Source organism: Vibrio sp. TRT 29B02, assembly GCF_050113655.1.
Classification (GTDB): domain Bacteria; phylum Pseudomonadota; class Gammaproteobacteria; order Enterobacterales; family Vibrionaceae; genus Vibrio.
In genome coordinates this window covers 12,656-24,806 of the sequence record NZ_JBNJOJ010000013.1, presented here as the reverse complement: position 1 = coordinate 24,806, position 12,151 = coordinate 12,656, and the positions used below count along the sequence as shown (strand labels likewise).

13 protein-coding genes are annotated in these 12,151 nt (G+C 45.6%); 4 read left to right on the top strand and 9 right to left on the bottom strand.

Annotated elements, in window-relative coordinates; all coding sequences use genetic code 11:
* Position 1: 1 nt before the first annotated feature.
* Both ACQEXT_RS09845 and ACQEXT_RS09840 read right to left on the bottom strand, forming a co-directional pair.
* Entirely contained in the window at positions 2-577 is a 576-nt protein-coding gene (locus tag ACQEXT_RS09845) for a uracil-DNA glycosylase family protein (RefSeq protein WP_426951841.1), read from the bottom strand.
* A gap of 14 nt (positions 578-591) precedes the next feature.
* Positions 592-1,518, bottom strand: coding sequence for a D-2-hydroxyacid dehydrogenase (locus ACQEXT_RS09840; protein ID WP_426951840.1), 927 nt, complete (start codon positions 1,516-1,518; stop codon positions 592-594).
* A gap of 85 nt (positions 1,519-1,603) precedes the next feature.
* On the opposite strand from ACQEXT_RS09840, the gene ACQEXT_RS09835 reads away from it, so the two are divergent.
* Positions 1,604-2,191, top strand: a complete 588-nt coding sequence (locus tag ACQEXT_RS09835; protein ID WP_138972995.1) for a YjaG family protein — start codon at positions 1,604-1,606, stop codon at positions 2,189-2,191.
* 135 nt (positions 2,192-2,326) lie between these two features.
* Here the strand turns inward: ACQEXT_RS09835 and ACQEXT_RS09830 are convergent, their stop codons facing one another.
* Complete coding sequence (locus ACQEXT_RS09830) at positions 2,327-3,400, bottom strand: CNNM domain-containing protein (protein ID WP_426951839.1); 1,074 nt, start codon at positions 3,398-3,400, stop codon at positions 2,327-2,329.
* 330 nt (positions 3,401-3,730) lie between these two features.
* Between ACQEXT_RS09830 and hupA the strand changes: the two genes are divergently transcribed.
* On the top strand, positions 3,731-4,003 hold the full coding sequence (gene hupA, locus ACQEXT_RS09825) for a nucleoid-associated protein HU-alpha (RefSeq protein ID WP_269377059.1): 273 nt from the start codon (positions 3,731-3,733) through the stop codon (positions 4,001-4,003).
* A gap of 88 nt (positions 4,004-4,091) precedes the next feature.
* Positions 4,092-4,787, top strand: a complete 696-nt coding sequence (locus tag ACQEXT_RS09820; RefSeq protein WP_426951837.1) for a DUF1481 domain-containing protein — start codon at positions 4,092-4,094, stop codon at positions 4,785-4,787.
* Positions 4,788-4,909: 122 nt separating this feature from the next.
* Here the strand turns inward: ACQEXT_RS09820 and purD are convergent, their stop codons facing one another.
* Positions 4,910-6,199: a phosphoribosylamine--glycine ligase gene (purD, locus tag ACQEXT_RS09815; RefSeq protein WP_426951835.1), complete on the bottom strand. Its 1,290-nt coding sequence runs from the start codon at positions 6,197-6,199 to the stop codon at positions 4,910-4,912.
* Between the two features lie 114 nt (positions 6,200-6,313).
* A complete protein-coding gene (purH, locus tag ACQEXT_RS09810; protein ID WP_426951834.1) occupies positions 6,314-7,906 on the bottom strand; it encodes a bifunctional phosphoribosylaminoimidazolecarboxamide formyltransferase/IMP cyclohydrolase in 1,593 nt (530 codons plus the stop codon).
* Between the two features lie 285 nt (positions 7,907-8,191).
* Here purH and zntR point away from each other — a divergent pair, with 285 nt between their 5' ends.
* On the top strand, positions 8,192-8,602 hold the full coding sequence (gene zntR / locus ACQEXT_RS09805; protein WP_138972999.1) for a Zn(2+)-responsive transcriptional regulator: 411 nt from the start codon (positions 8,192-8,194) through the stop codon (positions 8,600-8,602).
* 25 nt (positions 8,603-8,627) lie between these two features.
* On the opposite strand, the gene ACQEXT_RS09800 is transcribed toward zntR, so the two are convergent.
* The 4 genes from ACQEXT_RS09800 to prmA form a co-directional block, all read right to left on the bottom strand.
* Positions 8,628-9,605: a GGDEF domain-containing protein gene (locus tag ACQEXT_RS09800; RefSeq protein WP_426951833.1), complete on the bottom strand. Its 978-nt coding sequence runs from the start codon at positions 9,603-9,605 to the stop codon at positions 8,628-8,630.
* Between the two features lie 175 nt (positions 9,606-9,780).
* Positions 9,781-10,077, bottom strand: a complete 297-nt coding sequence (gene fis, locus ACQEXT_RS09795) for a DNA-binding transcriptional regulator Fis (protein ID WP_000462885.1) — start codon at positions 10,075-10,077, stop codon at positions 9,781-9,783.
* A gap of 72 nt (positions 10,078-10,149) precedes the next feature.
* On the bottom strand, positions 10,150-11,112 hold the full coding sequence (gene dusB / locus ACQEXT_RS09790; RefSeq protein WP_269377065.1) for a tRNA dihydrouridine synthase DusB: 963 nt from the start codon (positions 11,110-11,112) through the stop codon (positions 10,150-10,152).
* A gap of 151 nt (positions 11,113-11,263) precedes the next feature.
* A complete protein-coding gene (gene prmA, locus ACQEXT_RS09785) occupies positions 11,264-12,151 on the bottom strand; it encodes a 50S ribosomal protein L11 methyltransferase (protein ID WP_426951830.1) in 888 nt (295 codons plus the stop codon).

The window sequence follows — 12,151 nt, the reverse complement described above, 5'->3', positions numbered from 1 at the left end:
ATTACTTTAGGTGGCTGTGTACGTAGTCACGAACATACGGCACTACTTCAGCCTCAAACCATGGGTTTTTCTTTAACCACAACGCATTACGTGGCGATGGATGGGGTAAAGGCAGATACTTAGGCGCCCAGCGATGCCATTGCTGCACGGTCTCTGTTAGTGTTTTTGGCTTGTCACGCAGATAGTAGTTCTGAGCATACTGGCCAATCAGTAGCGTCATACCAACATTGGGCAATTGTTCCAAGATGCGATGGTGCCATTGTTGAGCGCACTCCTTTCTTGGTGGCAGGTCACCACTGTTACCTTTTCCCGGATAGCATAACCCCATAGGCATAATCGCTATTTTATTTGCATCGTAGAATGTCTCGTTATCCAGTTCCAACCATTCTCTGAGCCTGTTTCCACTTGGGTCATTCCATGGAATAGAGGTTTGGTGTACGCGTGTTCCAGGTGCTTGACCAATGATCAATAATTTCGCCGAACTTGATGCCTGAACAATCGGATTCGCCCCGAGTGGTAAGTCAGGTTCACACAGTCGGCAGGCTCTGACTTGCTTTAATAGATTTTCCAGCATCAATCTTTGCTCGGTTATTAATAGCCTTTCTCGATATCGACAAGGTTAACTAGCCTGAATCCATCGCGCCAGTTTTTATAGTTCTCAGCGAAGATGTCTACAACCTGTTCAGGAAAGCTAAGGGCTGCGATATGTGGCGTAATGGTAATTTTGCTGTGTTGCCAGAAGGTATGCTCTTTAGGTAGCGGCTCCTGCTCAAAGACATCTAAAAATGCGTGGCTAATGTACCCAGAGTCTAATGCTTTTATCAGTCCATCTTTTTCTATAGCGGAACCTCGGCCGACATTAAACAGCAGAGCGTCTTGACAGTAAGCGAGACTCTCTTGATTTAGAATGTGCTTAGTCTCCGGTGTGTTTGGCAAGGTATTGACGACAATGTCGGCTTCTTGCAGGGCAGTTGCCAGTTCTTGTATATGGTAAGTTGCAGAGAAAGGAGATTGTTTAGTTGGGATACCACTGCGATTCACCCCAATAGGGATAATCGCAAAGCTTTTGGCAACCTCTGCAAGATGAGAACCGATGGAACCTGTGCCGAGAACAACCATTTTTTTGCCACTTAGAGATTGGTATGGCATTGGTTGCCAGTTAGAGCCCTGTTGCTCGGTATGATAGTGATAAAAATGGCGCTGATAAGCAATGCTATAACCAAGTACATACTCAGAGATCTGCTGACCAAATATTCCTTTTACATTGGTCAATGGGCCTGTAAAACCGCTCAAATGTGGAAGCAACGCATCAACACCAGCATAGATGGATTGGATCCACTCCAGTTTTGGGAACTGATCAAGGCATTTTGCTGCCATTGGTGGAGAGGCGAGTAGGATCGTTGCCTCGTGGCGTTTTTGAGTAACTTCTAAGTCATCTAGCTGCGCGGATTCAAGCAGCTTGAGATAATAAGTGTCATCTTCAGTGAGAAGGTAAACTTTATGAGTGAAATTGTTCATCGCCTTGCTTTTTTCCCTGTTGGTTATCAAGTACACTTTCCGCTGTCTAATTCAGCAACTAGGTCAACAGACCCAAAGAGTCTCTATGCTACAGAATCCTCTTCAGCTTCGCCTTGAGAAGTTAGAACCATGGAAACAGATTACCTTTATGGTGAGCTTGTGTGAACGTATGTATCCAAACTTCGCAATGTTTTGTGAAAGCACCAAGTTTGCCGAAGCGCGAATTTATCGTGATATTTTGGATAGTATTTGGGAACAGTTAACCGTTAAAACCGCCAAAGTGAACTTTGAGCGCCAGCTAGAAAAGTTAGAAGAAATTATTCCTAGCTCAGAGGATTTTGACTTCTATGGTGTTTATCCAGCCATTGACGCATGTGTGGCTCTGTCCGATCTTCTTCACGGCTTGCTAGATAGAGACTACCTGTATGAAAACATGCATAAGGTTAGCCAACAATCTGTAATGACGGTTGCTCAACTAGAAGAAGCGCAAACGGGTGAAGAGATTACGAACGAAAACCAGAAAGAGAATGAAGCGGTTTGCGGTGAATGGGATGTGCAATGGGCAATCTTCCGTCCACTTCGTGAAGCAGAAGAGCGTGATATTGAGTTGATTAAAGACTTACGCTTTGAACTGCGTGATGAAGGTGTCAGTAATATCGGTATAGAGATCTAGAAAGCTGCGACTATCTAGCTTCTAGCTATGAGTAAACAGGAAAAAGAGAAGGGTTGACATAAAACGTCAACCCTTTTTATTTATCGCTACTCGCTACTCGCTACTCGCTACTCGCTACTCGCTACTCGCTACTCGCTACTCGCTACTCGCGTTTTCGTCATCATCGCGACTTTCGATAACGCCGTGGGTTTTCTTCCACTTCTCCCAGCGTTCAAAGGCCAGCTCCTGCATATCCGTTGCACGGTCAGCTTCGTCAACAATCTCTTCACCAACTAAGTGCTCGAAAACGTCTTCAAGGGTTAAGATCCCTTGAATCGTACCGTATTCATCGACCACCATGGCCAGTTGCAGGCGCTTTGCCATCATTTGTTCAAAGGCTTTTGGTAGCTTAATGGTGTTGAGCAGAACGTGTACTGGGCGCATTACCGCACCGAGTTGTTTTTCTCCACTACCAGCGTGTTGCAGTTTGAACAGTTCGAGGCGGTGCACAAAACCAATAATGTTGTCCGTAGACTGGCTGTAGACCAGAGGACGCGAAAACGGCGAATCTTTATGACGGTCAAGAAACTCATTGATTGTCATTTCTGCATCAACGCGAAAAACCACTGGGCGAGGGGTCATGACCTGTGTGACAAGTACATCTTGAATACCCAGAAGGTTGTTGAGCATCTTTGACTCACCTTCGGCAAACTCTCCGCTCTCGCGCGCAAGAATCGCCATCGCTGACAACTCGTCACGCATTTTTGGTGCTTGATGCCCTCGAGATAGGCGTTTGGTTATCTGCTCTGAGAACCACACAAACGGTGTTAGCGACCATACCATCCAGCGCAGTGTCGTCGCGGCAGCTGGTGCTAATTGACGCCAGTACGTCGCACCAATGGTTTTCGGGACGATCTCAGAAAAAACAAGTATGCCGAGCGTAAGAACACCAGAGAAAACGCCTAGCCATTGACTCCCAAAGACGACGGCTGCTTGAGCACCTGCGGTTGCTGCGCCGATGGTGTGGGCAATCGTATTGAGTGTCAGGATCGACGCTAGTGGTCGGTCGATATCTGTTTTTAACTTAGCCAATGAGGTGGCAGCAGGGTGGCCTTGCTGACGCAATTGGGCGATATAACTTGGTGAGATACTCAGAAGAACCGCTTCTAAAACGGAGCAGATAAACGATACGCCAATCGCAACAGAGACGTATATTGTTAGCAGAAACATAAATGTCCTATGTGGTTTTATACACTCATCAAATTTTGCATGAAAAGGGTAAATTTTCATGCCTGCGCATTATCGATGTGAGCACTTTCTATTCGCTTTAAGTCCCGAAATATCAGGCTTTACGGGCTATTGCATGCTTATAAATAAGGCTAAAGATGGTTAAAAACAAGTATTAAGTTTCTCTGTCACAGTAACAAATTGTGAGTTAATGCTCAGATTATGGTTAAAAGTACGTCATGAGAGCTAAAGATCGCTTACAAACCTTTGCCAGATAGGGCATTTATGATTTAGAGTGAGTGGAATTCGATAACCTATGAGAAGGGAAACCTAATGAACAAGACCCAATTAATCGACTTTATCGCAGAGAAAGCAGATCTATCTAAAGCACAAGCTAAAGCTGCTCTTGAAGCAACTCTTGAAGGTGTGACTGGTGCACTGAAAGAGGGTGACCAAGTTCAACTAATTGGTTTTGGTACATTTAAAGTTAACCACCGTGCTGCACGTACTGGCCGTAACCCTAAAACAGGTGCTGAGATCCAAATCGCAGCGGCAAATGTACCAGCATTCGTAGCAGGTAAAGCACTGAAAGATTCAGTGAAATAATTAAGTACCGATTTCAGAGTCAATCGCTCTAGATTGTATATAATGCGTCAAGGTAGTCCCTATCTTGGCGTATATTTGTTTTATGAAGATGAAAAAATTACTAGCCCCTTCACTAATCGCTTCTTTACTTATCGGTTGCTCTTCGAGCGTACCGACACCAAACCTTGACCAATATTCTGATTATACTGGTGGCCAGACTATTGGTGATGCGACTAGCTTATATTGGTATACCGAAAAGTTGAGTTTCCCATTTACTGCGGCTGATTATGTCAGTGCGGGCGACTACGGTTGGTATCAGACAGACTATCGCTGGGATGAAGGCCAACTTCGAGAATTGATTCGTGAGGGAGAGCAATTAAAAGACAATAAAGCGCTAGTGCCATATCGTATCCATGTACGTTTCAATAAAGATGGTGAGGCGATTTATCAACAATATCGGCTTGATGGACGTGTACTGCCGCTCAAATCTGAGAAATTAGCTTGGTTGAAACAAGAAGCGCTGAACATTTCCAATGTCACTAAAGAGCAGAGTCGAGACGGTTTAGCTCTTATTCAAGGCTATTGGGATGGTTCGACGTTTGATACTTGCTCAGGAAAGAGTTACTCAGAAGTTGAGTTTAACGAAACTTTGCCGAGTTTTGTCGTCAACCGCCTATCCACGATTGACAGCTACGCGGCATTCCTTGGCACTACTCGTGGCAATCGAATCGTTGCTAGTGAATTGCTGATGCTTGCAGATGATAGTCATGACTGTATCGAACGGCCGAGTCTGATTGAAGAGTAACTGTTAGTCAGCGACACTAGTCGCCGGTGATGACCAGAATAAACAAAAGGCTTGGTATTGATGACCAAGCCTTTTACGTTTTAGAAGCTAGAAGCTAGAAGCTAGAAGCTAGAAGCTAGAAGCTATTTCCCTTGTTCGCGTTCAATCGCTCTGTAGCCGATGTCATTACGATGGAACATTCCGTTCCAACTAACTTGTTTAGCAAGTGCGTAAGCGCGTTCCTGAGCCTCTGAGACGCTGTTTCCAAGCGCCGTCGCGCATAGAACACGGCCACCGTTAGTGACCACATCGCCATCAGCATTGTTGGTTGTGCCAGCGTGGAAGATTTTCTCTCCTTCCTGCTCATTCGCTGGGAGAGAAATGACATCACCTTTCGCATAATCACCTGGGTAGCCACCTGCTGCTAGTACTACACCGATAGACGCGCGAGGATCCCACTTAGACTCGGCTTCATCTAGCTTTTCGTCGATTGCCATCAAGCAAAGCTCAACAAGATCGGATTCCATACGCATCATGATTGGTTGCGTTTCTGGATCACCGAATCGACAGTTGTATTCGATCACTTTTGGCGTGCCTTCTTTGTCGATCATTAGACCGGCGTAAAGGAAACCTGTGTACGGTGCACCTTCAGCATCCATCCCACGAACGGTTGGGTAGATAACCTCTTCCAAGATTCGCTCATGAATTTCAGGAGTAACCACTGGCGCAGGAGAGTAAGCCCCCATACCACCGGTATTCGGGCCTGTGTCTTTGTCACCGACACGCTTATGGTCTTGGCTGGTGGCCATTGGCAGTACGCTTTTGCCATCGACCATAACAATAAAGCTAGCTTCTTCACCGTCGAGAAACTCTTCAATGACAACACGGCTACCTGCTTCACCAAACGCGTTACCCGCCAACATGTCTTTAATCGCTTCTTCCGCTTCTTCTAGCGTCATTGCAACAATAACGCCTTTACCAGCGGCTAGGCCGTCAGCTTTTACGACGATAGGTGCGCCTTGCTCACGAACATAAGCAAGTGCTGGTTCAATTTCAGTGAAGTTTGCGTAAGCAGCCGTTGGAATATTGTGGCGTGCTAAGAAGTCTTTGGTGAAAGCTTTAGAACCTTCCAGCTGAGCAGCGGCTTGCGTAGGACCAAAGATAGGCAGACCCGCTTCACGGAAAGCGTCAACCACACCGATTACTAATGGAGCTTCAGGGCCGACAATGGTCAGCTCAATCTGTTTTTCTTTCGCAAAAGCGACCAGCTCAGAAATACTCTCAACGCCGATGTTGACGTTCTCAAGCTTAGGTTCAAGTGCTGTACCTGCGTTACCTGGTGCAATAAAAACAGTTTCTACATTTGGGTTTTGTGCCGCTTTCCAGCCAAGAGCATGTTCACGACCACCAGAACCAATAATCAATACGTTCATTTTAAATCCTTCAATCAAATTGCTTAGCTTCGAATATCGAGTAGCGAGCTTCGAGTGATTGTTGTTAACCGTACTCGCTGCTCGCGACTCTGCGCGAAGCGCTCTAGCTTCTTTTTAGTGGCGGAAGTGACGCATACCCGTAAAGATCATCGCCATACCGTGCTCGTCTGCGGCTGCGATAACTTCGTCATCACGCATAGAGCCGCCTGGTTGAATTACGCATTTAATGCCCGCTTCTGCTGCTGCATCGATACCATCACGGAATGGGAAGAATGCATCAGAAGCCATAACACAGCCTTCGACTTGCAGACCTTCGTCAGCTGCTTTAATACCAGCGATTTTTGCTGAGTAAACTCGGCTCATTTGACCTGCGCCAACACCGATAGTCATGTCGCCTTTTGAATAAACAATCGCGTTTGATTTAACGTACTTCGCAACTTTCCAGCAGAATAGCGCGTCTTTTAGTTCTTCATCTGTCGGTTGGCGTTTAGACACGACTTTAAGGTCATCTAGGCTTACCATGCCTTGATCGCGGTCTTGAACCAGAAGGCCACCGTTAACACGTTTAACATCAAAACCGGTCGTCTTGGTTGACCATTCACCACACTCAAGTAGACGAACGTTTTTCTTCGCTGCAACCACTTCAATCGCTTCAGCGGATACAGACGGTGCGATAATCACTTCAACGAACTGACGCTCAACGATAGCCGTTGCTGTTTCAGCATCGAGCTCTTTGTTGAAGGCGATAATGCCGCCGAATGCAGACGTTGGGTCCGTTTTATATGCACGCTCGTATGCCTCTAGGATGTTGCGACCGAGTGCTACACCACATGGGTTAGCGTGCTTAACGATGACACAAGCTGGCTCGTCGAACTCTTTAACACACTCTAGTGCCGCATCAGTATCGGCAATGTTGTTGTAAGAAAGCGCCTTGCCTTGGATTTGGCGTGCAGTCGAAACGGATGCTTCTTCTGGGTTCGCTTCTACATAGAAAGCGGCATCCTGGTGGCTGTTTTCACCGTAGCGCATATCTTGCTTCTTAATTAACTGCTGGTTGAAAGTGCGAGGGAATTTGCTCTCTTCATCACCTTCCTTGTTCTCTCCGTATGAAGGAACCATAGTGCCGAAGTAGTTAGCGATCATGCCGTCGTAAGCTGCCGTGTGCTCGAATGCGGCAATCGCTAGATCGAAGCGAGTTTCTAAGGTTAGAGAGTTATCGTTAGCATCCATTTCTGCGATAACACGCTCGTAATCGTGAGCATTAACCACGATCGTTACGTCTTTGTGGTTTTTAGCAGCAGAACGAACCATTGTTGGGCCACCGATGTCGATGTTTTCAACCGCGTCAGCTAAGGTACAACCTTCTTTAGCAACGGTTTCTGCGAACGGGTAGAGGTTAACGACTACGATGTCGATAGGGTTGATGCCGTGTTTTTCCATCACATCATCATCTTGACCTCGACGGCCAAGCACACCACCGTGAACTTTAGGGTGTAGAGTCTTAACACGACCGTCCATCATTTCTGGGAAACCAGTGTAGTCTGATACTTCTGTAACAGAGATCCCTTTCTCTGCTAGTAGGCGAGCTGTACCACCAGTGGATAGAATATCAACGCCACGGTTAGCAAGAGCTTGGGCAAACTCAACAATACCAGTTTTGTCTGATACGCTGATTAGAGCGCGGCGAATAGGACGAGCGTTAGTCATGCTTCCATTTCCTCAAAGTCACAGAGTTAATATATAAATAAAGATATTTGCCAAAAATGAACTTGTTCTTACGCTTTACTAGGTAAATAGCAGTAAAATATTGGCCAGTTTTGGTAAAGACCTTTCCAGCATTGGCTGGTGATAGACTAGTCTCTGAGTTTGATGGCGCACATTCTAACTAATTTATTACAAAAAAGCTCGCGCAATCGTTTGGCATCGCAAAATTAATTGCAAAAAGCTCGTCTTTTGACTTAAAAAGTAATGAAACAGTTAATAGGAAAAGTTATGTTTCAGATCGGTGAACTGGCAAAACGGTGTAATGTCACCGCAGATACTCTGCGATTTTATGAGAAAAACCAACTGATTAAGCCAGCTGGGCGAAGTGAGTCTGGCTACCGCTTATATAACCAACAAAACCAGAATCAGGTCAGCTTTATTCTAAAGGCGAAAGATCTGGGTTTGAGTCTTGATGAGATTCGTGAATTGTTAGAGATAAAGCTAGAAGCAACAGAACATAGTTGTGCCGAAGTGAAAGCGATTACGAGTGCAAAGCTGAATTTGATTGATGAGAAAATTGGTGAGTTACAACGGATACGCAGTGCGTTGAAAAAAATCAATGATGCCTGCTGTGGGCATGTTGATGATGATGCGAGTCATTGTTCGATTCTCGGTGCGTTAGCCAGTGAAGAAAAGTGATCCCACTCGGCGATACAAGGTGGCGTTAAGACGCGCGACGGATATTCGCTTTAAGCTCGGTTGTGCTTTTAATTTGAGGCAGGTTGTCGTAGTAGAGAGTAACCTGGTTGCGACCAGTCTGCTTTGAGTAATACATCGCCTTGTCTGCCTGAACCATCAACTCGCGAACGGATGAGACTTGAGCGTTGAGTTCCGCAATCCCAATACTTACAGTAGGCAAGATAATATGACCATCAACATGGCAAGGTGTGGATTCTATGGATTCGCGAATTCGCTCTGCGATGTCATAAGCTTGAATCGCATTCGTGTGGCCTAAAAGCACCCCAAACTCTTCTCCACCTAAACGACCAATATAATCGCTACCGCGAATCATCTCACGGCATATGTGTGCTACTTGAGTAATGACTTCATCGCCAGAAAGGTGACCAACTTGATCATTGATTTCTTTGAAGTGGTCAATATCAATCATTAAACAAGAGAGCCCTTGCTCTGAAGGGGAATGAAACTCTCGCTCTAAATGCAGCATAAAAGCACGGCGATTTAAGATTCCTGTGAGTTCATCGGTTTCAGCGAGCTTCTTTAACTCCAGTTCTTGTTGACGAGCGAGAGTGGTTTCTCGCTCCTGCCACATAATGTATTTGGAGCCGTTTGTCAGAGTGATGGGCTTGAGCGTGGCTTCGAACCATCGTTCTTCGACACCACGCCATGCATCCAATTCTTCAATAGAAGACATAAGCAACTGACATGGAGTAACCGAGTAGCGAAGGTGAGTTGTTTGGTTGGATTTAAACGTTTGCGTTAAGCTCTGTTTCACGTTTTCAGCAATGTGTGGAGGTACCATCTCGCTGAATGTTAGGTCTAGATTATCCGTGCTGTAAGGGGGAGTTTGAACCGCACCACCAAAACTCTCCAAGATACGACCACACTCATCAAGGATCAGCAGTCGATCTGGCAGCTCTCGTAGCATCAGGCTTAGCCATTCTTCCCTTTGCATATCAGCCATGTAGCTTAGTCCGAACAAAAAACGTAATTTTGCATTATATCTGGAGTGTTGCACTAAGCAATCGTATTAGATCACAGAATGACGAATGTTTAATCAGTTCATATTGTTACGACCAATGAAAAAGCCGGGCTCACAATGTGAGCCCGGCTTTTAAATCAAGAAAGGTAATGAACGATTAGTTCATGCCGTATTTCTTCAGTTTCTTGCGAAGAGTACCGCGGTTGATACCCATCATAGTTGCTGCGCGAGTTTGGTTGCCGCGAGTGTACTGCATGATGGTATCTAGTAGTGGCTGTTCAACTTCAGCTAGAACTAATTCGTATAGTTCTGTGACTTCTTGACCGTTTAATTGAGCCAAGTAGTTTTTAAGAGACGCTTTAACAGAGTCACGTAAAGGCTTCTGAGTGATCTGGTCTTGTGACGTTACTGTAGTTACTGTTAATGCTTCTGAAGTCAGATTTTGTTCGAACATATTCGGTCTAGCTCTTCTCTTAATTATGATGCAACGTTAACCCGTTATAACTGAAGCCTTAGCTTCAATTATTTAGGCTTTATCAAAATACTCTTCTAATGCTTCAAGCTGTAGCTCTGCTACATCGATAGCATTGAAGGTACGGCGAAACTCACTTGCCTGTTCATGCTCTTTTAGATACCAGCCAACGTGCTTACGCGCGATACGTGGACCTAAATACTCACCATAGAAACTATGTAGAGCATTGACATGACCAAGCAGGATGTCTTTCACTTCCGAAATCGGGAGATCAGGCATCGTGGTGCCGTTTTCCAAAAAGTGTTGGATTTCCTGAAAAATCCACGGACGACCTTGGGCTGGGCGTCCAATCATTAAAGCGTCTGCACCGGTGTACTCCAGTACATACTTAGCTTTCTCTGGGCTATCGATATCACCGTTAGCAATAACCGGAATAGAGATCGCCTGTTTTACCGCTTTAATGCTGTCATATTCGGCCTCACCTTTGTACATGCATGCTTTGGTGCGCCCGTGAAGGGCTAAAGCTTGTATGCCGCAGTCTTCGGCTAATTTAGCGATTTGGACACAGTTTTTGTTGTCTGTATCCCAGCCCGTGCGGGTTTTCAATGTCACAGGGACATCGACTGAATTAACAACAGCTTTCAGAATATCTTCGATGATATCTGGGTACTGGAGTAATGCAGAGCCAGCGAGCTTTTTATTCACTTTTTTTGCTGGGCAGCCCATGTTGATATCGATGATCTGTGCACCGTTCTCAACACTAAACTGAGCAGCGTCGGCCATAAGCTGTGGGTCGGCTCCGGCAATTTGTACAGAGCGAATGCCCGATTCGCCTTCGTGTACCATGCGTTGCTTGGACTTAGACGTTTTCCAAAGTTTAGGATTTGACGACATCATTTCACTGACGGCCATTCCCGCACCATAGCGGAGACACAACTCACGGAATGGTCTATCTGTCACGCCAGCCATTGGGGCAACGATGAGATTGTTCTTAAGTTGGTAGTTTCCGATTTTCAAAACGTCTTCACAGTTTAATGGTCAACAGACCCATAGCAAGGGCGCGCATTTTACGCATTTTTTTGCGCTGTGAAAAGACTAATATTTGAGCATTTACAATTTGTTTTAGTAAAATGCCCAAAAATCAGTCAATTAGCTTGCAAAGTCTTGTCTAGCCTTGCTTTCGACCAGAGATGCGACACCATTCACTTTGCTCTTTGATAGGATCAATGTGAAGCTCATCACGGTAATAATTCGCAACATCTTCAGCTTGCGTATCCAGCACACCAGACATCGCAAGATGACCATTTGGTTTCACTAATGACTTAATAATTGGTGACAGTTCACGTAGAGGAGCGGCCAAAATGTTCGCAACAACGACATCCGCGATCATACCGTCAGGCTGATCTTGAGGCAGGAAGACTTCAAGTTGTTCAGCAACACCATTTCGCTCCGCGTTATCTTTTGATGCTTGTAGAGCTTGAGGATCAATGTCGATCCCGATAACTTTTTCTGCACCAAGCTTGATCGCAGCGATCGCAAGAATGCCAGAGCCACAACCAAAATCGATGACTGTTTTACCGCTTAAATCTAGCCCTTCAAGCCACTCGAGACAAAGAGCCGTCGTTGGGTGAGTCCCCGTACCAAATGCTAGGCCAGGATCGAGCAGTACATTGACTGCGTCTGGCTCTGGAATATCACGCCAGCTTGGACAGATCCATAAGCGCTCGCCAAACTTCATCGGGTGGAAGTTATCCATCCATTCGCGTTCCCAGTCTTTATCTTCGAGCTGTTCTACTTTGTAGGCAAAGCCTTCAGCAAGTAAATTGCTTAGCTTTATTTGTTCAATAATAAAGTTGCTGTCTGCTTCTGCGTCATACAGTGCGAGGATATCAGTATCACCCCAAAGGCGCGTTTCACCCGGAAGAGGCTCAAATACAGGCGTATCGTGAGCGTCTAAAAACGTGACAGACAGGGCTCCAGTCTCTTCCATTAGCATGTCACCGATTTGTTCGGCGTTTTCATTGGTCGCGTTGAGTTTAATTTGAATCCAAGGCAT

Bases quoted from the DNA above. Each gene is read 5' to 3' on its own strand.
- ACQEXT_RS09840 (WP_426951840.1), bottom strand. From the start codon at position 1,518: ATGAACAATTTCACTCATAAAGTTTACCTTCTCACTGAAGATGACACT.
- ACQEXT_RS09835 (WP_138972995.1), top strand. From the start codon at position 1,604: ATGCTACAGAATCCTCTTCAGCTTCGCCTTGAGAAGTTAGAACCATGG.
- ACQEXT_RS09830 (WP_426951839.1), bottom strand. From the start codon at position 3,400: ATGTTTCTGCTAACAATATACGTCTCTGTTGCGATTGGCGTATCGTTT.
- hupA (WP_269377059.1), top strand. From the start codon at position 3,731: ATGAACAAGACCCAATTAATCGACTTTATCGCAGAGAAAGCAGATCTA.
- ACQEXT_RS09820 (WP_426951837.1), top strand. From the start codon at position 4,092: ATGAAAAAATTACTAGCCCCTTCACTAATCGCTTCTTTACTTATCGGT.
- purD (WP_426951835.1), bottom strand. From the start codon at position 6,199: ATGAACGTATTGATTATTGGTTCTGGTGGTCGTGAACATGCTCTTGGC.
- purH (WP_426951834.1), bottom strand. From the start codon at position 7,906: ATGACTAACGCTCGTCCTATTCGCCGCGCTCTAATCAGCGTATCAGAC.
- zntR (WP_138972999.1), top strand. From the start codon at position 8,192: ATGTTTCAGATCGGTGAACTGGCAAAACGGTGTAATGTCACCGCAGAT.
- ACQEXT_RS09800 (WP_426951833.1), bottom strand. From the start codon at position 9,605: ATGGCTGATATGCAAAGGGAAGAATGGCTAAGCCTGATGCTACGAGAG.
- fis (WP_000462885.1), bottom strand. From the start codon at position 10,077: ATGTTCGAACAAAATCTGACTTCAGAAGCATTAACAGTAACTACAGTA.
- prmA (WP_426951830.1), bottom strand. From the start codon at position 12,151: ATGCCTTGGATTCAAATTAAACTCAACGCGACCAATGAAAACGCCGAA.